The sequence below is a fragment of the Herbiconiux sp. A18JL235 genome (assembly GCF_040939305.1).
Classification (GTDB): Bacteria; Actinomycetota; Actinomycetes; order Actinomycetales; family Microbacteriaceae; genus Herbiconiux.
The window spans coordinates 4,042,726-4,068,382 of sequence record NZ_CP162511.1 but is presented as its reverse complement, the minus strand read 5'-3'; the positions used below and the strand labels follow the sequence as shown (position 1 = coordinate 4,068,382).

The window sequence follows — 25,657 nt, the reverse complement described above, 5'->3', positions numbered from 1 at the left end:
GCTACCGGTCACCTCTCGTCGTCGAGTCGCTCGAGCCGGCGGTGCCCGCGTCGCGCGCCGTCTTCGCGCCGCGCCGTTCGCTCGAGCCCCGCCTGCCGCGGTGGAAGAACGACCCCAGCGACCACCGGGCCGCGAACCGCTTCCACCACGACGCCGACTTCGCCATGTTCCGCACGACGAGGTCGACCTCCGTCCAATACTGCTCGATCTCGTCGGGAGTCGGGTCGCCTGGCCCGAAGACGCTGCCGTCGGCGCGCCGTGCGACCTCCACCACGGGCACCGACGGGTACGCACCCGCCAGCACCAGCGCGTTGTCGCGGCGGGTCGCCCCGGCCGGAACCCGTGTGCCCAGGTCGCCCGCGCGGTCGACGATCTCGTCCCAGCCCCCGCTCACCCGATCGGCCGGCCGCGGCGCCTGCCGACGTCGACGGCGCCTGGCGAGCTTGACCAGCACGATCACGAGCAGCGGCCCGAACACGATGATCAGCAGCCCCAGCACTCCACCGCCGACGAGGAGCACCGGGAGGAAGTCGAAGCCCTCCTCCTGCACCTCCTCCTGGGCGGTGTCCTCGGTGCGGATGTCCGGCGGCAACTCGGCCGGCTCCTGCGGCGGGGGCGGCGGCTGCAGCACCTGGGCCTTGGGGTCGCTCTTGGGCTTCGGGGCCTCCTCGAGCGGGATCTGGTCTTCGGGCGGCGTGGGGTCGAAGGTGATCCAGCCCGCACCGTCGAAGGGCACCTCGACCCAGGCGTGGAGCTCGTCGCCCGTGAAGTCCTGCACGGCGTCGGCGCCCTCGTACTGGTCGGGGTAGAAGCCCATCACCACGCGGGCCGGCATGCCGAGCGAGCGCACCATGAGGGCCATCGCCACGGCGTACTGCTCGTCGTCGCCGACCATCTGCTCGGCGTCGAGGAGGCTCGCGATGCGTTCGGCGCCGTGACCGGCGCGCGAGACGGCCTCGCCCTCGAGACCGTGGCTGAAGAAGCCGTCCTGGCTGAGCCCGTTGGCGATGTTGCGCACCTGCTGGATGGGCGTCTCGGCGTCACCGGCGTACTCCGAGGCGAGCGAGCTCACCACGTCGGGCACCCCGCTCGCCTTGGGCATGCCGATGTCGGAGACCTTCCGGCTCGACAGCTGCTCGTCGTTGAAGCTCGGCGGCAGCACCGTGTCGATGGTGTACGAGTCGCCCTCGCCGATGCCCGCGGTGTCGAGCGCGACGCCGGTCGCCCGGTTGTAGTGCAGGGCGCCCTCGAGCTGGGTGGCGCGCTCGCCGTCGAAGGTGAGCCCGTCGAGGTACCCGGTGTCGGGAAGCCACACGCCGGTGAGCCCCGTGATGCCGACCTCGAGGGTCGCCGGGTCGCCCTCGACGTCGTTGGCGATGTCGGGGCTCACCCGCACGAACGAGCCGGAACCGGTGGAGCCGTCGCCCGCCACGTTGTAGACGGTGCCGTCGTAGGTGTCGAGGGTGGCGAGACGGATGCGCGCCCCGTCGGGAAGGCCCTTCACGGTGAACAGGGAGTCGTCGACCTTGTCGCGCACGTAGCTGCGGAAGCCCACCAGCGGGCTCGCGTAGTCGTGAAGGTCGAGCGGGGGTTCGATCTGGTCGCGCAGCACCTCGCGGGCGGCCGCCGGGACGAGGAGGCCGCCGGTGGCGAAGCCGAGGCCGAGGGCGGCGACGACGAGACCCGCGGCGGTGGCGAGGCGGGTGCGGCGCAGCTTCGCGGCGGTCTGCGGGTCGGCGACCGACGCGGAGCCTGCAAGGGTGGTGGCCGACGAAGCCTCGGCGCGCGCCTCCTGCCGGCGCCACGCGGCCCAGGCGAGCGCGATGCCCACGAAGGCGAGACCCTGGGCGACAGGGAAGGCGCCCTCCCGGGTGCCGAACGCGATGGCGGTGATGAACAGCGCGACCATCGGCAGGAGCGCCCACGCCGAGCGCTTCAGCCGGAGGGCGAAGCTCGTGGCGAGCACGGCGGCAAGGAGCGAGGTCAGGAAGGGCACGATGAGCACCGACTCGAAGCCGCCGAGCGGTGTCACCAGGGTGAGCACGTCCTTCCACGAGAACACCACCCCGAGCACCAGCGTGCGGAAGGTGTCGAGGGTGGGGATGATTCCGAGGACGGTCGTGGTGGGGGCGGCGAGCGGGCCGCCGAAGACCAGGTAGACCACGATGGTGACGGCGGCGACGATGACGAGGTTCCAGCGCATCCGCCAGCCGGCGAGGCCGATGACGATGCCGAGCACGATGCCGCCGAGGCCGGCGACGAGGTAGCCGACGCCGCCGTAGGCGGGCCCGAAGCTCAGCACCGAGACGAGCAGCACCGCCGCCACGACGGCGCAGTCGAGGGCGATCGCCCAGGTGGGCCGGCCCGGGTTCGGGCGCGGAGGCAGCAGGGGGGTGCCGGCGCGGGCGGCCGCGCTGCCGGCCGGGGCGCCGGGCGCATCGGCAGCGGTGCCGGCAGCGCGCGCCGCGCGCCGCGAGGACTCTGGTTTCGTCATCAGCTGTTGGCCCTCCGGAGAGCGAGGGGGAAGTCGGTGAGTTCTCCCACCGAGAGCAGTGTGGTGTCGCCGATCTGGCGCAGCGACATCGCCGAGCCGGGTCGTGCCGCCACGGCGATCACGCGCACCCCGAGCGGGATGTGCACGCTCGCCGCCTGCAGCTGCGAGGGCGTGACCTGCCCGCCGAACAGCAGGAAGGCCACCGAGGCGTTCGGCACGGCCGTTCCGGTGGTCTTCGCCAGCTGCACGATCGACTCGCGCCGGTCGCTCTGCTGAACTCCCGAGAGGTCGTCGAGAAGGCGCCGCCCGGTCTCGGTGTGCAGTGTGTCCTTCTGGGTGAGTACGGTGAGGTCGCGCTCCTCGATGAGCGCCTGCACGCCGAGCGATCCGCAGATCGACACCGCGAGCTCGAACTCGTCGTCGTCGACGTAGTCGCTGCGGTTGGTCGAGAGCGCGACGGCGAGGTGCGAGCGCCTGGTCTCCTCGAACTGGCGCACCATGAGCTTGCCGGTGCGCGCCGAGGTCTTCCAGTGGATGTAGCGGCGGTCGTCGCCCGGCACGTACTCGCGCAGGGCGTGGAACGACACGTCGTTCTCGCTCAGCACCCGGCTCTCGATGCCCTCGAGGTCGCGCAGGAACCCCGAGGAGGAGCCGCCGAGCGAGATGGTCTTCGGATGCACGAACAGCTCACGCGGGTCGGTCCAGCGGATCTCGCGGCGCAGCAGCCCGAGCGGGTCTCCTCGCACGGAGCGCACCGGGCCGACGATGATGACCGCGCGACGGTGAGTGGGGATGCCGAACAGGTCGTCGTGCTCCGCCCCCGGAGCGAGTCGTGGCAGGTGGAACGAGGCGAACGACGAGCCGACCGGCAGTTCGATGCGGGCGGGCAGCAGTGAGCGCTGCGAGGTATTGGTCACGGCGATGCGGCCCACAGCCTTCTCACCCACCACCACGCGGTTGAGCGCGAGGTCGAGGGTGACGGCGTAGGCGGAGCGGCCGAGCGCGAATCCGACGGCGATGAGCAGGGCGGCGAGCAGCACGAAGCCCACCACGAGCAGCTCACGCCAGCCCAGCACCGCCCCCGCGACGAGGGCGGCGACGGTGCAGACGAGCACGCCCCAGCCGAACCCCGACACCGTCGAGAGCACCGGCCCGGCCACGCGCCAGACGGGGCGCCAGGCCGTGCCGAGGCACCCCGACACCGCCGACCATCCGGTGCCCCTCAGCCAGCCGAATGCCCGGCCGGTCGCCTCGCGAACCCTGTTCATGCAGCCGGTTGCCTCGACTGCGGTGCCGCGACGTCGGCGAGCACCCTGGTGAGCACGTCGGCGGCGGTGGCGCCCTGGAACTCGGCCTCGGCGTCGAGCACGAAGCGGTGCGTCCACACCGGCCCGGCGAGCTCGCGGATGTCGTCGGGCAGCACGTAGTGGCGCCCCTGCGTCGCCGCCCACACCTTGGCGGCACGGATGAGTGCCATCGCACCGCGCACCGAGACGCCGAGCCGCGACTCGGGAGCGAGCCGGGTCTCCTCGGCCAGCTGCGCGGTGTAGCGCAGGATGGCGGGGTCGACGTGCACCGTGGCGGCGAGGTCGGCCATGTCGGCGACGGCCGAGGTGGTGATGACCGGCGCCAGACGGGCGGACGGGTTGCGGTCGGAGGAGCCGGCGAGGATCTGCTCGGCCGAGGCCAGGTCGGGGTAGCCGATCGAGGTCTTGATGAGGAAGCGGTCGAGCTGGGCCTCGGGCAGCCGGTAGGTTCCGGCCTGCTCGATGGGGTTCTGCGTGGCGATCACGAGGAACGGGCGGCCCACCTCGTGGGTCACGCCATCGACCGAGACCCGCGACTCCTCCATCACCTCGAGCAGCGCCGACTGGGTCTTGGGCGACGCGCGGTTGATCTCGTCGGCCAGCACGATCGAGGCGAAGATCGGCCCCTTGTGGAAGTCGAACTTGTGCGTCTCCTGGTCGTAGATGGTGACACCGGTGACATCCGACGGCAGCAGGTCGGGCGTGAACTGGATGCGCTGGTGCGAACCCTGCACGGTCGCGGCGATGGCCTTCGCCAGGCTGGTCTTGCCGGTGCCGGGAGCGTCTTCGAGCAGCACGTGCCCCTCGGTGATCATGGCCATGAGCGTGAGCCGCACCACGTGCTCCTTGCCGAGCACGGCGATGCCGACGTTCTGCACCAGCTTGTCGAAGGTGCCGGCGAACCAGGTCGCCTGCTCGGGGGTCATCGTCATAGGAGGGGGAGTCCTTTCGGGGTGGGGGAGCTGATCGGATTCGGCGCCGTGCCCGAGGGCGCGGCGGGCAGAGAGGTCATCGTCTTGCCTGCACCTGCACGCCGTCGCACTGCATGCGCGAGGCCTGGTTCTCGAGCGAGTAGTTCCCGGTGTCCTGCGTGTACCACTGGGTCTGGCGCGAGCCGTTTCCGGCGCCGTCGACGGTGATGGTGGTCGAGCGCACCGGGGTGCCGTCCCACGTGCAGGTGACGGTGCCCTGGCCGAGGAAGTTCTCGACGCTCAGCTGCATGCGCACGCAGGGCGGGCCGTTCACGAGACCCTCGCCGTCGCACGACTGCCAGGCCGAGACGTAGGCGCGCTTCGGGGGCGCGTCGCCGCTCTGCGCCGATGCCGAGTTCTCGGAGGTCTGCCCCGCGGCGTCGGTGGCCACCACCCGGATGCTGTGGGCCTCGCTGTAGGCGTCGCCCACGGTCGCCGACCCGCTGCCGTCGCGGGAGTAGAGGTTGCCGTCGATGTAGACCTCGACGCCCGTGACCGCGCGCCCGTTGCCGGGAGGTGCGTTCCAGGAGAGGGTCACCGACTTCGCGTTGCCGGTCGCCGAGACGCTCGGCGCCTGCAGCGGCCCGAACGGGACCCCCGCGTTCGACGTCGCACTCGGCGGGCCCTCGTAGCTCTGACCGTCGAGGGGCGTCACGGCCCGCACCTGCACGGTGTAGGAGGTGCCGTTCGAGAGCCCGCCGACCGTGTAGCTCGAGGCGTTGCCCGGGATGTTCGTCCAGCCGCCGCCGTTCAGGCTGTACTGGTACACCAGCTCGCTTGCCGAGGCGCCGTTGCCGGCCGCGTCGGCGGGCTGGCTGAACGTGACGCTGCCGTCACCCTCCGCCGTGATGGTGGGCTGGCCGACCTGACCGGGAGGCGTGAAGGCGCGGCGCGGAGCGGACTGCGCCGAGGGGTCGCTCGTACCCGCCTTGTTCGTGGCGGTCACCTGGAAGGTGTAGTCGGTGGTCGACACGTCGAGCGGAACGGTCTGCTGCGTCGAGGTGCCGGCCGGGATGGTCTGCACGACGCTGCCGCCGCGCAGCACGCTCAGCGTGTACGACTTGATCGCGTCGCCGTTGGCCTTCGGCGGTTCCCAGCTCACCTGCATCTGCGCTCGGCTGCCGACCGGGTCGAGGCGGGTGGTCGAGGGTGCGGCAGGAGCATCCGGAGCCCTGGCCGGGATCTCCTCGGCCGAGAACGAGCTGAACTCGCTCGGCTCGGGTGCCCGGTTCACGGCCTGCACCCGCACCTGGTACGCGGTGCCGTTCTCGAGCCCCTCCCAGGTGAGCGTGTTTCCGGTGACGCCGTAGCGGGTCGCGGCGCCGCGCGCCGGGGCGGGCGAGATCTCGAGGTTGAACGACTGCACGGCCGAGCCGGGGGTGGGCGGGGTGACCCAGCTCACCTGGAGGCTCTCGTCGCCGAAGACCAGCGTGGGGGCCTGCGGCTGGTCGGGGCGGGCGTCGGGCCGGGCCACGGCCGATTGCGGCGACGGGTCGGAGGTGCCGACGGAGTTCGTCGCGGTGACGGTGAAGGTGTACTCCACGTCGTTCGTCAGGCCGTCGAGGGTGCACGTCGTGGACGCGCACTGCTTCGTGTAGCCCTGGTTGCTCGCGACGGTGTAGCCGGTGATCTCGGCGCCGTTGTTGATCGGCGGGTTCCACGACAGCACGACGGTGCGGTCCTGGATGCTCGTCACCGTCGGCGTGGCCGGCGCGTCGGGCCGCCCCTGCACGGTGATGCGGATGCGCCCGTCGGCCTGCCGCTCCGGGTCGCCGGTGGCATCGGCGATGCGGTAGCGCACCACCATGGTTCCCACGAAGTCGGCGGCGGGGGTGACGTCGACCGAGGAGCCCGCGGCCGCGGCGTTGCCCGAACCCGTCTCCACGGCGACCTGCACGATCTCGAGCGGGGTCTCCGGGAACGGGTTGAAGTCGTTCGAGAGCACCGGCACCGAAACGGTCTGGCCCTGGTTCGCCTGCGGCACCGTGTCGTCGACGGCGGAGGGCGGGGCCTTCGTGGTCGAGAGCACGTTCACCGTCATCGAACCGGTGACCGTGTTCTCGCCGTCGGAGACGTTGACGGTGAGCGGGGAGGAGCCCCGGGGCGCGTCGACCGCCGCGGTCACCCGCAGCACCGAGCCGTCGAGCGAGGCGTTGACGCCCTGGCCGGCATCGCCCGAGAGCTCGAAGGTGAGCTTCTCGAGGTCGCCCTCGTCGGGGTCCTGCGCGAGCGAGCGCAGGTCGAGGGTCGCCTCGCCGTCGCCGGCCGCCACGTCGATCGACGAGTTGGTGAACGTCGGCGGGGTGTTGATGTCGGAGATGACCTGCAGCGGGATGACGAGGGTCGCCTTCTTGCCCGCCGGGTCGTCGGGGCCGGTGCCGTCGGTGACCTCGAAGCTGATCGCATCCGGGCCGTCGTAGCGCGGGCGCGGCGTGTAGCGCAGCGTGTCCTCGTCGGCGACCAGGTTGTCGCCGTTCGAGTTCGCCGCCCGCACCTTCTCGGCCTCGGTGATGCGCACGCTCTTGCCCTCGGCCACCAGCACGTAGTCGGCGAGTTCGATGTCGACGGTCTCGCCGTCGTTCACCACGATCGGCTCGATGCCGGGTCGGAGCACCGGGGGAAGGGTGTCGAGGCCGGGCACCGACACGAAGGCCGAGGCCTGCAGCCCGTCCTGGTCGGTGACCGTGTACCGGATGATCTGGGTCGTCGGCAGCAGTTCGATACGCAGGTTCTGGGCGGCCGTGACGGATGCGGTGGGGTCGTCGGTCGACACCGTGAGCTCGTCGATGGTGCCGTCGGGGTCGTCGTCGTTCTCGCGCACGTCGATGTCGACGTAGGGGCGGTCGAGCACGTCGGAGACCGGCACCGTGTCGTCGCGGGCGATCGGCGCCTGCAGAGGGGCGTCTTCGCTCACCGTGAGCAGCAGGGTGCCGATGGCCGGGGCGCCCCAGCGGTCGACGATCGTGTACTGCAGCGTGTAGTCGCCCGGCTCCTGGGGGGCCGTGACCATCACGCGCCCGCCCTCGATCGAGGCGGTGACGCCCTCGGGGGCCTCGAGCCCGTTCTCGCGGATGGCGATCGGGTCGCCGTCGGGATCGGAGTCGTTCGCCATCACGTCGACGGCGAGGGTGCGACCGGGGCGCGCCTGCACGGTGTCCTTCAAGGCGTACGGCGGCTGGTTCGAGTCGCTCGCCGGAATGATGCCGACCTGGATGGTCGCGGTCGCGAGCCCTCCGAGGCGGTCTTGCACAGCGTAGGTGAAGGTGTCGGTGCCGACCGAGCTCGGGTAGGCCTCGTACACCAGCCAGCTCTCGCCGACCTCGGTGATGCGGCCCTTCGCCGGAGCAGAGGACTGGCCGATGAGCTCGACTGAGTCGCCGTCGGGATCGATGCCGTTCAGCGGGATCGGGATGCGCACGCTGGTGCCCTGGAGGGCGCGCACGGTCACGTCTTGCGGGCGGGGCGGCGAGTTGGTCTCGTTGTCGCCGACGATGCGGATGGTGATGTACCCCGCATCCTTCTGGCCCTGCGAGTCGACGACCTCGTAGGTGGCGTAGACGGTCTTCGGCTCGGGGCCGGCGCGGAAGCGCACCACGTCTTCTGAGACGAAGATCTGCCCGTCGGCCGGGGCGACCAGCGGCTCGATGAGGCTCTCGGAGAGGTGGATGGTGTCGCCGTCGGGGTGGTAGTCGTTCGCCAGCACCGGGATGGTGGCGACGTCGTTCACCCGCACGGTGACGGTGTCGTCGGTGGCCACCGGGGGCTGCAGGCGCTCGGGCGCGGCGATCGGGGCGATGAACACCTGGCCCTGCGCCGTCGCGACCCCGTTCGACACCGTGTACGTGATGGTGATGGGGGTCACGAGGCCGCGGTCGGTGACGCGGAGGATCTGGTGCTCGAGCACCTCGACCGAGATCGGGGCGTCGGCCGGCACCTGCACCGACTGCACGGCGAGGATGCCGCCGTTCGGGTCGGAGTCGTTCGCCAGTACGTTCACCAGGGTGTTGCGGCCGGTCGGCAGCATCGCGATGTCGCGCACGGCCGTCGGCGGCGCCTCGGAGTCGCTCGGCGGCACGACCGTGACGCGCACGAGACCCTCGGCAGTCTTCGGGCCGTCGGCCACGAGGTACTGCACGTAGAACGTGCCCTGTGCGGCGCCCACCACGTCAAAGGTGCCGGTGGTGTAGTCGGGGGTGATGGTGAGGCCGGGCGTCTCGTTCACCTTCGCCAGGCGCAGCGGGGCGCCCGACGGGCTGAGGTCGTTGTCGAGCGGGGCGACGGTGATGCGCTCGTTCTCGGTGGCGACGACGTAGTCGGGGGTGGTGACGGGCGCGAGGGTGCCGGTGTCGCGCACGATGAAGCGGATGGTGCCCTCGGTCTCGCTGCGACCGTCGGAGACCACGACCGTGACGTCTTTGGGCCCGGTGTTCGGGTCGATGCTGGTGAAGGTGACCTCGCCGTCGGGGCGGAACTGCACCTGGTCGCTCGTTCCCGTCGACGCGCTCACCACGTAGAGGTCGTCGCCGTCGGGGTCGATGAAGTCGGGGAGGATGTTGTGCTTCGTCGTGGCGCCGAGCTCGGTGAGCACGTCGGAGACGCGGTTCTGCTTCGGCGGGGTGTTCTGACCCTCGGGTCGCACGGTGAGCGAGACGGTGGCGGTGTCGGTGCCGCCCCGGCCGTCTTCGACCTGGTAGGTGAAGCGGGAGCTGCCCTCCGCATCCGGAGCCACGACGACCTGGAGCGCTGCACCGTTCAGGATCTGCTGCACCTCACCGGCCGAGGGCTGCGAGCCCTGCAGCGAGGCGGTGAGCACGTCGCCGTCGGGGTCGGTGTCGTTGTCGAGCACGGGGAGGATGACGGTGCGGCCCGCGCGCACGCCGAAGTCGTCGTCGACGGCGGTGGGCGGCGTGTTCTCCTCGGAGCGGTCGGGGAGAAGCACCTGGAGCTCCTCCTCCGTGCTGTCCTCCTCCTCGTCGGAGTCGCTCTCCTCGGGCGGCGGGGCGATGTCGTCCCAGTTGTCGACCTTCTTCATGTCCTGGTTCACCAGGTACACCACGCCGGTCGAGACGTCGTTCAGCACCACGACGTCGCGGTTCACGCGGAAGCGCAGCTCGGCGTTGGCGGCGAGGCCGTCGATCTCCTGCTGCTTGTCGTCGCCGTCGCCCGCACAGTCGCGCAGGTAGTTGCCCGAGCCCGCCCAGGCGGCGTAAGCGCATCCGTTGAGGAAGACCGGGGCGGCCGGCTCGCCCGGCTTGCTGTTGGCGACAGGCACGACGGTCGCCTCGCCGCCCGAGAGCGGCTGCCGGATGAGGGAGGTCTCGGTCGAGATGAGCAGGTCGTCAGATGCCGGGCCGGAACTCTGCACGATGCCGCCCGCCGCATCGGGGACCTCGACCTGGCCGCCGCCCGGGAGGTAGACGGTGCCGCTCGCGGCGTCGAAGACCGCTGCCTGGTCGCCCACGGTGGTGAGGGTGAGCTGCGCGCCCTGGTCGACGTCGGGGAAGTCGGCTGCCGCCGTGGGCTCCTCGGGGAAGACGCCCTGGTCGGTGCGCTCGATCGTGTACAGCTTGTTCTGGCCGGTGGAGAGGGCGTGGATGGTGCCCGAACTGTCGGCCACGGCCGCGGAGCCCGAGCCGAGCTCGTACATCGGCTTCTCCGGATCGGGCGTGAAGGAGCCGGCCTGGCTGGAATCGACGCCCCAGAGGGCACCGGTCTCGCGGTCGAGCAGGGTGACGGTGTCGCCGCCGAGGGTGATGGATGCCTCGGGGGGAAGGTTCACGGGCGACTCGAGAGCCACGGTCATCGGGTTCACGGGGGTGAGCGTGGCACCGGCCGAGTCGAGCAGGAAGACCGTGTCGCCGTTCTGCAGCACGTCGAAGTCGGTGGAGGAGGTGCGGAGGCCGCCGTCGATGACCTGGGCGGGGTGGTTGAGGTGGCCGAGCAGGAGACCGGTGGGCTTCGTCACCCACACGCCGCCGTCGTTGAGGTCGACGTCGGCGGTCTCCACGCCTTCGTACATGAACGCCATCGTCGTGATGGCGATGGAGAGCGCGGCGACGGTCGCGACGGAGGCACTCGTGGCCTTGTGTCGTCGGATGGCGTCGAACAGCCTCACACAGATCTCCGATTCGTCGGGGTGTTCACAACGGCGAGGTAAGACTGTGCGGGGTCGGCGGAACCTGCGGTTACTTCGACCTACGGCACGCCCTTTCGGGTCAGACGTGCCCCGTACTGGGGTAATTCAAGCATGGTTGCCGAATCGTCGCCAAAACGAGCGGATGGGGAGAAGTCCCCATCTCTCGGGGTGCTCATCGGGTGCTCATCGGGTGCTGTGAGGGGGTGCTCAGGGGTGCTCGGGGGAGTTCAGGGGTGCGAACGGTATGAGAATCGGCGTGCCGGGGCTGTATGCGGCTTGACAGCGTGATTCTCATACCGTTCGGGCGCGGCGGTTAGGCTGGGGCGGTGTCGACGGGGAGAGCGCGGGAGTCCGCGCCGGGCGCAGGGCGCCGCGGGTCGCGGGCGCAGCTGCGCGCCGCGCGGCGCAAGCGCAGCACGCGGCAGGCGTTGCTCGCGGCCGGTGCGACGGTCGCCGTGGGCGCCATCGTGACCGTCAGCGCGCTCGTCGCCGGGGGTGTCATCCGGTTCGGCGCCCCGCAGGCCACGCCCGACGCCGGGGTCGCGACCACGTCCATCCCGGCGCCCACCTTCAGTGAGGTGCCGACGCCCTCTTCTTCTGAGCCGGCCGCCACCCCCGACCCTGCCCCCGCATCCGCCGCGCCCGCGCCTGCCGCCTTCGACCGCTCGGCGAACTCGCTCGACGACCCGCTGAGCCCGTGGGTGGTGGTGAACAAGCAGCGGCCGCTCGCCGACGGTGCGGGGTACGTGCCGCCCGACCTGGTGCAGCTGGCGCCCGACATCCCGAACCCCAACGGGCACCTCCTGCGCGCCGACGCCGCGGCGGCCCTCGAGCAGATGTTCGCTGCCGCGCAGGCCGAGATCGGGGTGCAGCTGGTGGCGCAGAGCGGTTACCGCTCCTACGACTCGCAGGTCGCCGCGTACGACTACTACGTCAACCTGCTCGGCACGGAAGGTGCCGACCTCACCAGCGCCCGCCCCGGCTACAGCGAGCACCAGACCGGGATGGCCATGGACATCCTCGGCCGCGACTCCGGCTGCACCCTCGACGACGGGCCCTGCTTCGCGAGCGCCGGCTCGGGCCAGTGGCTCGCCGCCAACGCCTACCGCTTCGGCTGGGTGCTGCGCTACCCCGACGGCGGCACTCCCGTCACCGGGTACGAGTTCGAGCCCTGGCACTACCGCTGGGTCGGTGTGCCCCTCGCCACCGAGATGCACACCACCGGCATCACCACCCTCGAGGAGTTCTTCGGCCTCCCCCCGGCCCCGGGCTACTGACCCGCGCGGGCCCCCGTGCCGGCACCGAGCGTGCACGTACAGGCGCTCGCGCCCGCGCTCATGCCCCACCCTCGCTTGGTCGCGCAAACCGCTCCCATGTGCGCGCGAAGGAGCACTTTCTGCGACCAGGATGCGCGAACGCGGGTCAGCCCCGGGTGGGGGCGGCAGCGCAGGCGAGGGCGGGGGCGGGGAGGCTGCCGGGGTTCGGCAGGTCGGGGAGGTGGAGGGCGGGGGCTGAGGAGATCTGGGTGGTGGCGCCGCTGAGGGAGCGGAGGGTGCCGTCGAAGGTGTCTCGGGTGGGGTCGGTGGTGGTGGCCCAGGCGACCAGGCGAGGGTCGCTGGAGGTGCCGGTCGGGAGGGTGCCGACGAGCAGCCAGACGGCGTGCTCGGGGTCGGGGGCGGCGGTGAGGGAGAACATGGTGAAAGGGTCGCCCTCGGGGTGGTAGCTCGGGCGGGTCATCGTCGCGTTCACGGCGGCGAGGGTGGCGGATGAGGCGGGCTGGCAGTCGGGCGTGGCCGCGTCGACGCCGTCGAGGGCTGGGCGGCCGACATCCGGACCGGTGTCGCTGCTGGGCCCGGGCTGCGTGCCGGTGCCGGTGCCGGTGTCGGCCGGGGGAGCAGGCGACGCTGACGCAGTCGACCGAGTGGATGCCGCGGCCGGGGGTGCGTCGGAAGGCTGCGGCGTGCATCCGCTCAGTCCGACGGCCACGGTGGTGAGGACGATCGTGCACGCCGCCACGCTCATCCGGTGTGCTCTTCGCATGGTTCCCGCCACCCCTCCGCGCCCCCGAAGACGCTGGTGCGGGCAGGCTACCCCGTGAGGGGTGGGACACGCGTTCCCAAACCAGGTAGGGCGCCCCGTGTCCCCCTCATAGGGGACACAAATGTTGATGTGTTCGTATGGGGGGATGACGGCACAGCTCACCCGAAGGTCTTTGTTCACGGGCGCGCTCGCCGCGACGGCCTTCGCGCTGGCGGGGTGCGCGAACGACCCCGCAACCGGGTCGGCGCCCGCTGACAGAGGTGGGGTCGAGGCTGCCGCCGCGGGCGAACGGGTGTCGCTGGCGTCGGTCGCGCCGGCCGTCGGCGCGCTCGCCGGGTCGACCGAGGTGACCGTCTCCGGGGCGGGGTTCCAGGGCGACGCGGCCGTCGTGTCCGTTCAGTTCGGCACCGAGGCCGCGGCCGCGTTCACCGTGGTCGACGACACGACGATCACGCTCGTCACGCCCGCCGCCTACAACTTCGCCGTGGGCGCCGTGCCCGTCACCGTCACGCTCGACGACGGGTCGCAGGTGGTGGCGGATGCGGCCTACAGCTACGAGGTGCAGACCCCGGTCGACGCCCAGATGCAGTACGCCTTCACCTATTGGCAGCACTACAACCTCGCCGAGTGGGGCGAGTTCCCCGACAACGACTGCGGCAACTTCGTGAACCAGACCATGCTGCAGCGCGGCTGGGTGCAGAACGAGGACTGGTACAGCGACTACGTGGCCACGGGTGACTACAGCTACAGCTGGATCCGGGGCAACCAGATGAACGACTACTACGCCTCCCGTCCCGACACCACGCGCTTCGAGTTCGACGACCGCTCGCAGCTGAAGATTGGCGACGTCGTCATGTTCGACTGGGACCCCCAGAACGACAACGGTGTCGACCACACCATGATGATCTCGAAGGTGACGAACAACCCCGACGGCACCATCTCGATCGCCATGGTGGGCCACACCCTCGACGCCACCTACCGTGACCTCGACCACGCCGTCACCGTGGAGAAGCCCGGCGGCACCGCCCACTTCTGGAGCATCGCCTAGCCGCACAGGGCGCGACGGATGCTCGGGGCGGCGCCGTCGGGCGCCTCACGTCGTCGTCGCGACAGGGCTGGCCCCCGCCGCCCCCGCCCGGGCCCCCCATCCGGGCCCCCGCCCGGGCTCAGCGAGTTCAGCCGAGCGGCTTCGATTCGCGCAGGATGCCGGCCAGCTCGGTCATGTGCTGCGCCTGCGAGTGGTAGTCGAGCGCCGCGCCGACCCAGCCGTCGTGCACCTGCCCTGCGGCGATGGCCGGGTGGGAGGCGAAGGTGGGCTGCTTCAGCAGTTCGGCCTCCTGGAAACCCTCGTTGTTCACCAGGAGCACGTCGCCGGTCATCATCTGGCCCGCGTTCTCCCAGCTGTAGATGTCCCAGTAGTAGTACCCCTCGGGGTTGAGGTTCGTGAAGGTGACGCCGAGCTCGCTGTAGAGCTCGGTCTCCGGCTCGTCCTGCGGCTTGGTGACGTAGACGCCGTCGGCGTCGGCGTACATCTGGGTCACCTCGACGTCGCTCTCGGCCGCGGCTGCGGTGAGCTCGGCCGACGCGGCGTCGAACTCCTCCTTTGCGGCGGCGATCGTGGCGGGGTCTGCACCGAGGTCTTCGGCGAGGCCAACGAGCTCCTCGATCACGTCGAGGCCCTTCCCGCCCACCTCGATCGCCACGACGGGGGCGATCTTCTCCAGCTGCTCCTGCTGCTCGACGTCGGCGAACGCGTAGTACGGGCCGTCGGTGTTGAGGGTGCCCTCGCGGTCGGTGGGGTAGATGCCCGTGACGATGAGGTCGGGGGCGGCCTCGGCGAGTGCCTCGAGGTCGATCTCGCCATAGCTGTTGCCCACGATGGCGGCGTCGGAGATGTCGTACTCGTCGAAGCGGGTGTCGGAGGCCACGTCGAAGCGGCCGAACAGGGCGACGGGGTCGATGCCGTAGCTCAGGAGGCCGAGCGCGTAGTCGGTGCAGCTGGCGATGCGCTCGGGCGTGTGGTCGAGGGTGACCGTGGTGCCCGTGGCGTCGGTGTAGCTCCACTCGCCCTTGCCGGGGGCGGAGCTGTCGCTGGAGGCGGCGGATGCGCATCCGGCCAGCGTGGCGAGAACCACAGCGGGGGCGATGAGCAGAACGGATCGTCGGAGTGCGGTTGGTGTCTTCACATGACTTAGGTTAGCCGATCCTAAGTTACGAAACGGTATCGACCGCCGGGACGATGAGGGGGGTGCCCGACGCGGGGTCTTCGACGACCATCGCGTCGAGGACGAACGCGGCCTTCAGCACCTCGGGCGTGAGCACCTCCCAGGGCGACCCGTCGGCGATCACCCGCCCGCGCCCCACCACGACGAGCCGGTCGGAGAACCGCCCCGCGAGGCTCAGGTCGTGCAGCACCATCACGACGGTGGCGCCCCGCTCGCGGTTGACGGTGCGCACCAGCCGCAGCACGTCGAGCTGATGGCTGAGGTCGAGGAAGGTCGTGGGCTCGTCGAGCAGGATGATCGGGGCCTGCTGGGCGAGCACGAGGGCGATCCAGGCGCGCTGCAGCTGCCCGCCCGAGAGCGAGGCGGCGTCGCGGTCGGCGAGCTCGAGGAGTCCGGTGTCGGCGAGCGCGGTATCGGTGATGCGGGAGTCCTCCGGGGTCCAGGGCCGGAAGAGGCTCTGGTGCGGGTGGCGCCCGCGCGACACCAGGTCGCGCACGGAGGTCGCCGAGGGGGTGAGCGGCTTCTGCGGCAGGATCGCCAGGCGGCGGGCGACATCGCGGGCCGACCGCGTGCGCATCGGGGCGCCTTCGAGGTGCACGCTCCCGGAGGTGGGGGCGAGCAGGCGGCCGAACGCCTTCAGCAGGGTCGACTTGCCGCTGCCGTTGGCGCCGATGAGGGTCGTCACCTCGCCCTGGGCGATGCTGAGGTCGAGTCCCTCGAAGATGGGCGCGCGCTCGTAGGAGAGCGTGATGCCGCGGGCCTCTAGGGCGGGCGGCGCGGTGGCGGCTCGAGCCGGGGTGGCGGCTCGGGTCGTGGTGGCGCCTTGAGGCTCGGTGGCGCCTCGGGTCGTGGTGGGCGTCGTGGTCGCTCCGGATGCGGTGGTGATCGCTTCGGTCATGCCAGGTTCTCCCGGTTCTTGCGTCGGGTCAGGAGCCAGATGAGGTAGGGCGCTCCGATGACGGCTGTGACGATGCCGACGGGGGTCTCGCCGGGCAGCACGCCGCGTGCGAACGCGTCGCCGCCCGCGACGACGACGGCGCCCATGAGGGCAGACGCGACGAGCGGCGGCCGGCTCGACCCCGCCAGTCGCAGCGCGATCTGCGGGGCGGCGAAGGCGACGAAGCCGACCGGCCCGGCCGCCGACACCGCCGCGGCCGTGAGCAGAACCGCGCAGGCGATGACGAGCATCCGGTGCCGTTGGATGGCGACGCCGAGGCCCACCGCCATCTCCTCGCCGAGCTGGCCGACGTCGAGCTTCGACGACTGCAGCAGTGCGATCGGCACGGTCACGACGAGCGTCACCAGCACCGGCCAGACGCTCGCCCACGAGATTCCCGAGAGCGAACCCACCAGCCACTGCGAGGCGGCCTGGGCGTCGGTGATGCGGGCGCGCGAGATGAGGTAGTTGGTGACGCCCATGAGCGCGGCGGTCGCGCCGATGCCGATGAGCACGAGGCGGTAGCTGTCGACCCCGCCGCGCCAGGCCAGGCCGTAGACGATGGCGGCGGCGCCGATCGCGCCGAGCGCGGCCACGACTGGGAGGCCGAGGCTCAGGAGGCTCGCGCCCACCGCGTAGCTGCCGCCGCCCAGCACGATCGCCGCCACCGCGCCGAGCGCCGCACCCGAGGTGACCCCGAGGATGTCGGGGGTGGCGAGCGGGTTGCGCGCGAAGGTCTGAGTGAGGGCCCCTGCGAGACCGAGCGCCGCGCCGACCAGGAGGCCGCCGAGCACCCGCGGCATCCTGAGGTCGAACACCACGAGCTGCTGCCCGCTCGAGCCCCCGCCGAACAGGGTGACGACGACGTCGCCGACGGTGAGGGAGGAGGAGCCGACGACGATGCCGATGAGGCCCGCCGCGATCGCGGCGGCGAGGCACGCGAGGGTGACGACGACGACCCGCCCGCTCCAGAGTCTGCGGTCGATCACAGCGCGGCGATCCTTCCGCGACGCACGATGGCGATGAACACGATGCCGCCCACCACGGCGAGCACGACACCGACGGGAACCTCGGAGAGCCCGCCGATGAGTCGCCCGACGACGTCGCAGACGAGCAGCACGATGGCGCCGATGAGAGCGGATGCGGGCAGCAGCCAGTGGTGATCGCTGCCCACCAGACGGCGGGCGATGTGCGGGGCGGTGAGGCCGATGAAGCCGATGGGGCCGGTGACCGCCACGGCGCTCGCGGTGAGCAGCGTGATCGCGGCGAGCCCCACGAGCCGGGCGCGGAGGAGGTTCTCGCCCAGCCCGTGCGCGAGCTCGGTGCCGAGCGCGAGGCTGTTGAGCGAGCGCACGTTGGCGACGGCGAAGACGACGCCCACCAGGGCGAAGAGCGCGGCGATGCCCGCGCCGTCGAGGGTGCGGCCCGAGAGCGATCCGACCACCCAGATGCGGTAGGCGGCGAGGGTGGTCTCGTCGGAGAGCACGAGGTACGACGTCAGAGCGACGAGCAGCGCCGACACGGCGGTGCCCGCGATGGCGAGCGGCACGGGGCTCGCGAGCCCGCGGCCGAGGGCCGCCACCCCGAACACGACGACGCTCGCCACGAGGGCTCCCGCCAGGGCGAGCCAGAGGGTGACGAAGACGGATGCGGTGCCGAAGACGTAGACGCCGATCACCACCGCGAGGCTCGCCCCCGCCGAGACGCCGAAGATGCCCGGGTCGGCGAGCGGGTTGCGGGTCTGGCCCTGCATCACGGCGCCGGCGACGCCGAGGCACGCGCCCACCATGAGGCCGAGGACGGTGCGCGGCACGCGCGAGCCCCAGACCACGGCGCCGGGGTCGTCGGCGGGGTCGAGGAGTGCCCGCACCACGGCGCCGGCATCGATGAGGTTGCTGCCGAGCAGGAGGCTGAGGGCGATGGCCACGACGACCCCGAGCGCGAGTGCGACGAGCACCACGGGTCGCGACGCGCCGGCCCGCTGGCCAGGGCGGCCCGCGGCTGGGGTCGCTGTCGCGGTTCGGGGGAGCGTGTCGTGGCGCACCATGTAAGCGTAGCCTCACCTAAGCGACTTCTCACCCCCGCCGCCGCCCGAGCGGACCCCGCGCGGCGCCCACGAGGCGCCCGCGCGCCCGCCTCGCGCGTCGGGTGGTCGCACGAACTGCTGCTTCTCGCTCGCACGAGAGCACCCTTTGTGACCAACACCTAAGTGCAGCCACCTGCGCCACCACGCGCGCGCATCCTGGTCGCACGACGCGCTGCCTCCCGCGCACAGGGGAGCACCTTCTGCGACCAACATCGAGGGTGAAGGCGCGTGCGCACCCGGTGCGCGCATCCTGGTCGCGCGAAGTGCCCTCCCGCGCGCGGATGACAGCACTTTATGCGACCAAGAGGGCACAAGTGGTGGCGTGAAGTGGTCGGGCCAGCGCCCACGCGCATCGTGCGCGGAGCCAGGCGGGCGTGGGCGCGTTCGGGCGTGGGGCGGGGGCGTCCGCGGGAGGCGGGCTCGCGAGGTGTGGGCGCGTGAGCGCGGGTGCGCCGGCGCGGAGCCAGGCGCGCGGACGCAGGCCCAGGCGTGCGGGTGCGCGAGGCTGGCGCGGGCGGGGCGCGCAGAGGGGGGTCAGGTGCCGGCGGGGCGGAGCCTGAGGTTCTGCATGCCGCCGTCGACGGCGAGGGAGGTGCCCGTGGTGGAGCCCGAGCGCGGACTCGCCAGGTAGGCGACGGCGTCGGCGACCTCGGCCGCGCTCACGAGGCGCCCGTGGGGTTGACGGGCGTCGAGGGCGGCCCGCTCGGCGGCGGGGTCGTCGGAGGCGTCGAGCAGGCGGGCCACCCACGGGGTGTCGGCGGTGCCCGGGTTGACGCAGTTCACGCGCACGCCCTCGCGCAGGTGGTCGGCGGCCATCGCCCGGGTGAGCGAGAGCACGGCGCCCTTCGACGCCGAGTACAGCGCGCGTTGCGGCAGCCCGGCCGTCGCCGCGATCGAGCAGGTGTTCACGATGGCCGCCGAGGGCGACTCGCGCAAGAGCGGCAACGCCGCGCGGCTCACCCGCGCGAGGCCCACCACGTTCACGTCGAACACGCGGTGCCACTCGTCGTCGGGGTTGTCCTCGACCGACCCTGAGGCCCCGATGCCCGCGTTGTTCACCAGGATGTCGAGCCTGCCGAACCGCTCGGCCACCGCCTCGACGGCCCGCCGCACCGAGGCGTCGTCGGACACGTCGGCGGCCACGCCGAAGTGCTCGGGCGACGCAGCACTGATGTCGCGGTCGAGCACGGCGACGGATGCGCCCCCCTCGGCCAGGCGGTCGGCGATCGCCGCGCCGATTCCCGACGCCCCGCCGGTGACGATGGCGACCAGCCCCTCGAACTCCTGCATGCCGCTACCCCTCTTCCCTGCCCGCCACGCCTCAGGCGTCGACGAACTCCTGCCGCTGCGTGCCGAGACCCTCGATGGAGAGCTCGACCACGTCGCCGGCCGCGAGGTAGGGGAAGCGCCCCGACAGCGCCACGCCCTCCGGCGTGCCGGTGAGGATGACGTCGCCGGGCTCGAGCGTGAGGTACTGGCTGAGCTGCCACACGATGAACTCCACCCCGAAGATGAGGTCGGAGGTGCGCGAGTCTTGCCGAGGCTCGCCGTTGACGGTGCTGGTGAGCCGCAGGTCGCGGTGGTCGACCTCGTCGGGCGTGACCAGCCACGGCCCGAACGGCGTGAAGCCCGGCGCGCTCTTGCCCTTGCCCCACTGCCCGCCCGAGATCTCGAGCTGCCACTCCCGCTCGGAGAGGTCGTTCGCGACGGCGAACCCGGCGATGTGCGCGAGGCTCTCGTCGGGGGAGGAGAGGTAGGAGGCCCGGCGCCCGATGACGACCGCCAGCTCCACCTCCCAGTCGGTCTTGGTGCTCCCGCGCGGGATGCGGGCGACGTCGTTCGGCCCCACCACGGTGTTCGGCGTCTTGAAGAACAGGATGGGCACCTCGGGCGGCGCCGACCCCGACTCGGCGGCGTGCGCGGCGTAGTTCATGCCGATGCACAGCACGGCGCTCGGCCGGGCGATGGGGGCTCCGACGCGCAGGCCCTCGCCGTCGAACGCAGGCAGCTCGCCCGCCTCGAGGGCCTCGCGCACACGCGAGAGCCCGCCGCCTTCGAGGAACTCGCCCGTGATGTCGGGCGTGATGCCCGCCAGGTCGAGGTAGCCCTCGTCGGTCACCAGCACCGGATGCTCGGCACCCACTTCACCCAGTCGTGCGACGCGCACCTGGCCACCATCCCTTCGCCTTTGATCAGAAGTATCACCCCAGTATGAGCCATCGGAACACCCAGCGGGCACCATTGTGGAGAGAAACATCGGATGTCTAGACTGTGGAGAAGCCGCGATCCCCGGCGGTCCAAGCCCAGGAGGCCCGACGATGAGCCTGATCACCGCGCTCGAGACCAGCGACATCCGCTTCCCGACATCGCTTCTGCTCGACGGCTCCGACGCGATGAACCCCGACCCCGACTACTCGGCCGCGTACGTGCGCCTGGTCACCGACGCATCCGACGGCCTCGAGGGCCACGGCTTCGTCTTCACCATCGGCCGCGGCAACGACGTGCAGGTGGCGGCGATCGACGCGCTCGCCGATCACGTCGTCGGCCGCGACGTCGACGAGCTGCTCGGTGCGATGGGCCGCACCTGGCGCGAGCTCGTGCACGACTCCCAGCTGCGCTGGCTCGGCCCCGAGAAGGGCGTGATGCACATGGCCATCGGCGCCGTCGTCGACGCCCTGTGGGACCTCAAGGCCAAACGCGCCGGCCTCCCGCTCTGGCGGTTGCTCGCCGAGATGAGCCCCGAGCAGCTCGTCGAGCTCGTCGACTTCAGGTACCTCACCGACGATCTCACCGAAGCGGATGCGCTCCGCATCCTCCGCCGCGCCGAGCCCGGCCGTCGCGAGCGCACCGAGAGGCTGCTCGCCGAGGGGTACCCCGCCTACACCACGACCCCCGGCTGGCTCGGCTACGACGACGCCAAGCTCGCCCGGCTGAGTCGCGAGGCGGTCACCGAGGGCTTCGGGCAGATCAAGCTGAAGGTGGGCGCCGACCTCGACGACGACGTGCGCCGGCTGGGCATCGCGCGCGAGGCGGTGGGCCCCGGCATCCGCATCGCCGTCGACGCGAACCAGCGCTGGGATCGCGACGACGCCATCGCCTGGATCGAGCGACTCGCCCCCTTCGGCCTGGCCTGGGTGGAGGAGCCCACGAGCCCCGACGACGTGCTCGCCCACGCCGCCATCGCCCGCGCGATCGCGCCGGTGCCGGTGGCCACCGGCGAGCACATGGGCGGGCGGGTGATGGCGAAGCAGTTCCTGCAGGCCGACGCGCTCGGCGTGCTGCAGATCGACGCCACCCGGGTGGCCGGCGTCAACGAGAACCTCGCGATGCTGCTGCTCGCCGCGAAGCACGGCGTGCCCGTGTGCCCGCACGCCGGCGGGGTGGGCCTGTGCGAGCGCGTGCAGCACCTCTCCTACCTCGACTACATCGCGGTGAGCGGAGAGATCGACGGCCGGATGATCGAGTTCGTCGACCACCTGCACGAGCACTTCGTGACGCCGGTCGAGGTGACCGACGGCCGCTACCGGGCGCCCTCGTCGCCGGGCTCAGGGGCGGAGATGCGGGAGACGAGCCGCTCCGAGTACCGGTATCGGGGAACGGACGTCTAGCGATGACCGACGGCGCCCCCCTCATCGACTCCCACCTGCACCTCTGGGACATCACCTCGGGCGGCTACGCGTGGCTCACCCCCGCGGCCGGCGCGCTCTACGACACCTTCACCGCCGACGAGGCGCAGGCCGAGCTCGCAGCATCGGGGGTGACGGGCGCGGTGCTGGTGCAGGCCGACGACACGGATGCCGACACCGACTCGATGCTGCGGGTCGCCGCCGGGCACGCCTGGGTGAGCGGAATGGTGGGATGGGTGCCGCTCGAGCACCCCGCCGTGGCGGAGGCGCGTCTCGAGGAGCTCGCCGAGCATCCGGTGTTCTGCGGGGTGCGGCATCTCGTGCACGAGGATCCGCGCGACGGGTTCCTCGAGCTCGACGGCGTGCGCCGCTCGCTGGCCGCGCTGGCCCGACGGGGGCTCGCGTTCGACGTGCCGAACGCCTGGCCGCGCCACCTCGATGCGACCGCGCAGCTCGCCGCCGCCCTGCCCGAGCTGACGGTGGTGATCGACCACCTCGGCAAGCCCCCGCGCGGGCGCGATGACTTCGCGGCCTGGCGGGCGTCGTTCGAGGCCGCGTCGCGCCTGCCGAACACGGTGGCGAAGGTGTCGGGCCTCGACGCGCCGGGCCAGGGCAGCACCGCCGACGAGCTGCGCGAGGTGTGGTCGATCGCACTCGAGGCCTTCGGCCCGGCACGGATGCTGTGGGGCAGCGACTGGCCCGTCACCACCATCTCGGGCGGCTACGCCGAGACCTTCGGCACCCTCATGTCGCTCGTCGACGAGCTGAGCGCCGACGAGCGCACCGCGGTGCGCGGCGGCACCGCGACGCGGGTCTACCGACTCGGCCGTCGCTGAGCCGTCACGCGCGGGGCGCTCTGGAGCAGCGCCCCGTTCCTTCGAACTTCCTGGCCGATGCCGCCTGCGGTGTTGCCGAATCCGCGACCAGGAGTGGGATGGAGGTGACCGCGACGGGATCACCTGTCACGCCGACGACACGATGGGAATGCAGCAATGAGCGCAGGAGACAAGATCGAGAACGCCGCCCAGGACCTCGGTGGCAAGGCCAAGGAGGCCTTCGGCAAGGCGACGAACGACGACTCCAAGGTCGCCGAAGGCAAGAAGGACCAGGCCGCCGCCGACGTCAAGCAGGCCGGCGAGAACGTCAAAGACGCGTTCAAGCACTGACGGCGACCGGCCCGCAGCCAGTCGGGCCGACACCTCTACGACCGGGCACCCTCCGCCGAGCGGGGGCGTGCCCGGTCGTAGTTGAGGGGCGAGCCGGCTCGCGCCTCAGCTCAGCAGCCCCCGGCGGATGCCCTGCGCCACAGCCGACGCGCGGTCGGACACCCCGAGCTTCTCGTAGACGTGCTGGAGGTGCGTCTTCACCGTCGCCAGCGAGACGTGCAGCTCGTCGGCGATGCGCTGCGCCGAGTACCCGTCGGAGGCGAGCCGGAGGATTTCCAGCTCCCGGGCGGTGAGCGACGGGCGCTCCTCGTTCAGCTGGCGCACCCTGATCTCGTCGGCGAGCACCTCCTGCGCATAGGGCGAGATGACGGTGCCTCCCGCGCCGATCGCGAGCACCGCCGAGGTGATCTCGGCGAACGACGCCGACTTCTCGAGGAAGCCCTTCGCTCCCTTCGCGAAGGCGCGGTAGACCGTTGCCGAATCCATGAAGGCGGTGAGGACGAGGATGCCCGTCGGCGCCTTCTCTGCCGTGAGCACCTCGAGCACCTGCATGCCGTCGATCTCGGGCAGGCGCAGGTCGACGATCGCCACCTCGGGCCGTTCCTCGCGGATGACGGTGAGCGCGGCGACCCCGTCGGCGGCGACGCCGCTCACGGTGATGCGCGGGTCGCCCTCCCAGTTGCGGGCGAGACCCTCCCGGTAGACGGGGTGGTCGTCGGCGATCACGACGCGGACGGATCTCATCGCCGGTCGAGCACCCGCCGCACGGCGTCGACGAACAGGCGGATGTCGAGCGGCTTGGTGAGGTAGTCGGCGATTCCCATCGAGCGCAGATGGGCGATCCGGGTGGGGGTCGCGTCGGCGGAGAGGACGATCACGGGCGTGTCTTTCAGAACGGGATCGGCATGGAAGGCGGCGATGACATCGGCGCCCGTCATGTCGGACAGGTTGAGGTCGAGCAGGACGAGGTCGAGCTCCCGCCCCAGGCGCCGGGCGATGTCGATGCCGGTCGCGCCGCTCGTCGCCGGAACGAGCTCCAGCTTCTCATAGCGGCCGAGGATGTGCTCGACGAGTCTCAGGTTGGCATGGGTGTCCTCGATGTGGAGCACCGTGGCGGTGATCTCCTCGCCGTCGTCGTGGGGTTGGGCGGGCTCGGGTGCGGCGGTGACCGCGTCTGCTTCCGCCAGCACCAGCTCGACGTAGAAGGTCGTGCCCTCACCCACCGCGCTGTGTTCGATGCCGAGTTCTCCGCCCATCTCCTCCACCAGCCGGCGGGAGAGTGCGAGCCCGAGACCGGTCCCCTCGATGTCGGCCGACGAAGGCAGCCGGCCGAAGGCGGTGAACAGCAGCTCGCGCTCGTCGTCGCGGATGCCGCGGCCCGTGTCGGTGACCAGGAAGCGCAGCCGGTCGCCGTGCACGGCGCAGCTGACCTTGATGGCACCGTGCCTGCTGTTGAACTTCACGGCGTTGCTCAGCAGGTTGAGGAAGACCTGGCGAAGGCGCTGCGCGTCACCGACGACCGACCGGAACAGTGCGTGGTGCAGGTCGCTCGCGATCTCGATGTCGTCGCGGCGGGCGATGGGACGGATGAGCTGGAGTGCCTCGTGCAGGGGTTCCACCGCGGGGACGGTGGAGAGCACGAGGCCCGGGGCCCCCGCATCGATCCAGGTGATGTCGAGAACGTCGTTGACGAGGGAGAGGAGGTGCCTGCCGGCGTCGAGGATGTGCTGCGACCCCTCGAGCTGCGAGGGCGTGACCGAGCCGTCGTGCAGGAGCTGGGCGAAGCCGAGGATGGCGTTCAGCGGGGTGCGGAGCTCGTGACTGATGCGGGAGAGGAACTCGCTCTTGGACTGGTTGGCGCGCTCGGCCTCGTGCATCGCGATGCGGGCAGCCGATTCGGCGCGTTTGCGGTCGGTGATGTCGGTGGAGATGGCGCCGAGGGCATACGGGCGGCCGGAGGCGTCGAGCAGTGGGAACTTGATCGAGAGCCATCGGCGGTCGTCGTCGCCGTCGGTCTCTCCTCCGATCGGGGCGAACGGCTCCTCGACCTCGACCGAGATGCCCGACTCCACCACGTCGCGATCGTGCTCGCTGTAGACGTCGGCGCTGGAGAAGGGGAACAGGTCGTGGTCGCTCTTGCCCACGATCTCGGAGGGCTGCACCCCGAAACGCCGGGCGAAGTAGTCGTTGACGATCAGGTAGCGCCCGTCGAGGTCTTTGACGTACATGAGCGCTGTGGAGTTGTCGACGAGGTCTTGCAGCTGGTCGACGCGCGAGCGCAGGGCGAGCTCGTCGAAGAGCTGGCGCTCGGCGAACTCCACCACGACGGTTCCCGCCGGCTCGGCCATCCGGCTGGCACGGAGTCGCCCGCTGTACCCCGGGAGCGCGATGTTGCGCCACTGCGACTCGGCCAGCGCGAGGCCGAGCACACCGTCCAGACGGGCCGACAGCTCGCCGTCGTCGATGACGAAGGCGAGATCGACGTCGACGTGCTGCTCGAACGCCGCGTTCGTGGCCAGCAGCACGAGCGCGCCGTCGCGATCGCGGCCGAGGAGCGCGCAGGCGGCGGGAAGCGACTCGAACACGGAGAGATCGGGGACGCGTGATTCCTGTCCCTCCGCCATCGTCACATCCTTCCACGCCTCTGCGCGCACCCGGCCGGCGATCAC

General features: G+C 71.5%; 18 protein-coding genes. 5 read left to right on the top strand and 13 right to left on the bottom strand.

Features of this window, described 5'->3' with window-relative positions:
• Position 1: 1 nt before the first annotated feature.
• The 4 genes from ABFY20_RS19095 to ABFY20_RS19080 form a co-directional block, all read right to left on the bottom strand.
• Positions 2 to 2,494 (bottom strand): transglutaminaseTgpA domain-containing protein, encoded by a 2,493-nt coding sequence (locus ABFY20_RS19095; RefSeq protein ID WP_368497789.1) that lies wholly within the window; start codon positions 2,492 to 2,494, stop codon positions 2 to 4.
• The gene (locus ABFY20_RS19090) at positions 2,494 to 3,762 is read right to left on the bottom strand and encodes a DUF58 domain-containing protein (RefSeq protein WP_368497788.1); all 1,269 of its coding nucleotides are present in this window, start codon (positions 3,760 to 3,762) and stop codon (positions 2,494 to 2,496) included. The genes ABFY20_RS19095 and ABFY20_RS19090 overlap by 1 nt, the downstream gene beginning before the upstream one ends.
• Positions 3,759 to 4,733 (bottom strand): AAA family ATPase, encoded by a 975-nt coding sequence (locus tag ABFY20_RS19085; RefSeq protein ID WP_368497787.1) that lies wholly within the window; start codon positions 4,731 to 4,733, stop codon positions 3,759 to 3,761. The genes ABFY20_RS19090 and ABFY20_RS19085 overlap by 4 nt, the downstream gene beginning before the upstream one ends.
• 76 nt (positions 4,734 to 4,809) lie before the next feature.
• Positions 4,810 to 10,887: an Ig-like domain-containing protein gene (locus tag ABFY20_RS19080; protein WP_368497786.1), complete on the bottom strand. Its 6,078-nt coding sequence runs from the start codon at positions 10,885 to 10,887 to the stop codon at positions 4,810 to 4,812.
• 347 nt (positions 10,888 to 11,234) lie between these two features.
• Between ABFY20_RS19080 and ABFY20_RS19075 the strand changes: the two genes are divergently transcribed.
• On the top strand, positions 11,235 to 12,185 hold the full coding sequence (locus ABFY20_RS19075) for a D-alanyl-D-alanine carboxypeptidase family protein (protein WP_368497785.1): 951 nt from the start codon (positions 11,235 to 11,237) through the stop codon (positions 12,183 to 12,185).
• A gap of 145 nt (positions 12,186 to 12,330) precedes the next feature.
• On the opposite strand, the gene ABFY20_RS19070 is transcribed toward ABFY20_RS19075, so the two are convergent.
• On the bottom strand, positions 12,331 to 12,948 hold the full coding sequence (locus ABFY20_RS19070) for a hypothetical protein (RefSeq protein ID WP_368497784.1): 618 nt from the start codon (positions 12,946 to 12,948) through the stop codon (positions 12,331 to 12,333).
• 145 nt (positions 12,949 to 13,093) lie between these two features.
• Between ABFY20_RS19070 and ABFY20_RS19065 the strand changes: the two genes are divergently transcribed.
• On the top strand, positions 13,094 to 13,996 hold the full coding sequence (locus ABFY20_RS19065; RefSeq protein ID WP_368497783.1) for an amidase domain-containing protein: 903 nt from the start codon (positions 13,094 to 13,096) through the stop codon (positions 13,994 to 13,996).
• Positions 13,997 to 14,123: 127 nt separating this feature from the next.
• Here ABFY20_RS19065 and ABFY20_RS19060 read toward each other — a convergent pair whose 3' ends face one another.
• The 6 genes from ABFY20_RS19060 to ABFY20_RS19035 form a co-directional block, all read right to left on the bottom strand.
• Positions 14,124 to 15,134, bottom strand: a complete 1,011-nt coding sequence (locus ABFY20_RS19060) for an ABC transporter substrate-binding protein (protein ID WP_368497782.1) — start codon at positions 15,132 to 15,134, stop codon at positions 14,124 to 14,126.
• Positions 15,135 to 15,159: 25 nt separating this feature from the next.
• The gene (locus tag ABFY20_RS19055; RefSeq protein ID WP_368497781.1) at positions 15,160 to 16,071 is read right to left on the bottom strand and encodes an ABC transporter ATP-binding protein; all 912 of its coding nucleotides are present in this window, start codon (positions 16,069 to 16,071) and stop codon (positions 15,160 to 15,162) included.
• The gene (locus ABFY20_RS19050; RefSeq protein WP_368497780.1) at positions 16,068 to 17,099 is read right to left on the bottom strand and encodes a FecCD family ABC transporter permease; all 1,032 of its coding nucleotides are present in this window, start codon (positions 17,097 to 17,099) and stop codon (positions 16,068 to 16,070) included. Before ABFY20_RS19050 ends, ABFY20_RS19055 begins: the two co-directional genes overlap by 4 nt.
• Complete coding sequence (locus ABFY20_RS19045; protein WP_368497779.1) at positions 17,096 to 18,157, bottom strand: FecCD family ABC transporter permease; 1,062 nt, start codon at positions 18,155 to 18,157, stop codon at positions 17,096 to 17,098. The genes ABFY20_RS19050 and ABFY20_RS19045 overlap by 4 nt, the downstream gene beginning before the upstream one ends.
• A gap of 573 nt (positions 18,158 to 18,730) precedes the next feature.
• Entirely contained in the window at positions 18,731 to 19,486 is a 756-nt protein-coding gene (locus ABFY20_RS19040; RefSeq protein ID WP_368497778.1) for an SDR family NAD(P)-dependent oxidoreductase, read from the bottom strand.
• 31 nt (positions 19,487 to 19,517) lie between these two features.
• A complete protein-coding gene (locus tag ABFY20_RS19035; RefSeq protein WP_368497777.1) occupies positions 19,518 to 20,363 on the bottom strand; it encodes a fumarylacetoacetate hydrolase family protein in 846 nt (281 codons plus the stop codon).
• Between the two features lie 151 nt (positions 20,364 to 20,514).
• Here ABFY20_RS19035 and ABFY20_RS19030 point away from each other — a divergent pair, with 151 nt between their 5' ends.
• From ABFY20_RS19030 to ABFY20_RS19020, 3 genes are all read left to right on the top strand, one after another.
• Positions 20,515 to 21,804, top strand: a complete 1,290-nt coding sequence (locus ABFY20_RS19030; protein WP_368497776.1) for an enolase C-terminal domain-like protein — start codon at positions 20,515 to 20,517, stop codon at positions 21,802 to 21,804.
• Between the two features lie 2 nt (positions 21,805 to 21,806).
• Positions 21,807 to 22,658, top strand: a complete 852-nt coding sequence (locus tag ABFY20_RS19025; RefSeq protein WP_368497775.1) for an amidohydrolase — start codon at positions 21,807 to 21,809, stop codon at positions 22,656 to 22,658.
• A 156-nt stretch (positions 22,659 to 22,814) separates the two neighbouring features.
• Entirely contained in the window at positions 22,815 to 22,988 is a 174-nt protein-coding gene (locus ABFY20_RS19020) for a CsbD family protein (protein ID WP_368497774.1), read from the top strand.
• Between the two features lie 105 nt (positions 22,989 to 23,093).
• Here the strand turns inward: ABFY20_RS19020 and ABFY20_RS19015 are convergent, their stop codons facing one another.
• Positions 23,094 to 23,732: a response regulator gene (locus ABFY20_RS19015; RefSeq protein WP_368497773.1), complete on the bottom strand. Its 639-nt coding sequence runs from the start codon at positions 23,730 to 23,732 to the stop codon at positions 23,094 to 23,096.
• Positions 23,729 to 25,612, bottom strand: a complete 1,884-nt coding sequence (locus tag ABFY20_RS19010; RefSeq protein ID WP_368497772.1) for an ATP-binding protein — start codon at positions 25,610 to 25,612, stop codon at positions 23,729 to 23,731. Before ABFY20_RS19010 ends, ABFY20_RS19015 begins: the two co-directional genes overlap by 4 nt.
• Positions 25,613 to 25,657 lie beyond the last annotated feature (45 nt).